This window comes from Lysinibacillus sp. 10T31, from assembly GCF_056394365.1.
The window spans coordinates 1-508 of the sequence record NZ_JBFTHS010000178.1 but is presented as its reverse complement, the minus strand read 5'-3'; the positions used below and the strand labels follow the sequence as shown (position 1 = coordinate 508).

Below are 508 nucleotides of genomic sequence, written 5' to 3'. Positions count from 1 at the left end.
TGGCTGGATGCAGCAGCCCGTCGGTTTTTGCGGCCAACGCAGCCCCCGACGACCGACCCGCTGCTTCGAACCGGTCCACCCGACCGGGCCACGTAGACGACCTCCCCGTAGTCCTGTCGCTGCCGTGTCCTGCGGAGCGCCCTGTTGTTTGATGTGTGGAACCGCGCCGAGACAGGCGCGCCTGGTGTCCTGGCGGTCCGTGGCAGTTGCCCGGTGTGTCAGCTACCGCGACTGGTCCGTTGCAATCCTGATCTCCATTAGATGACTTCCGAACTCGCGCTCGACGCGAACACGCCAACCCGGCCGCCCGCCCCCCAGCAGCAGGAAATGCCGCTGGCCGTGGTGCATGGGCAACCGGTCCTGCAGATTCCGCAGGACCTGTACATCCCGCCGGATGCGCTGGAAGTCATCCTGGATGCCTTTGAAGGACCGCTGGACCTGCTGCTGTACCTGATCCGCCGGCAGAACCTGGACGTACTGGACATTCCCGTGGCCGAGATCACCCGGC

General features: G+C 65.7%; 1 pseudogene. It reads left to right on the top strand.

Annotated elements, in window-relative coordinates:
* Positions 1–261: 261 nt before the first annotated feature.
* A pseudogene (locus AC1DCY_RS27465) lies at positions 262–508 on the top strand (hypothetical protein); the annotation flags it as partial.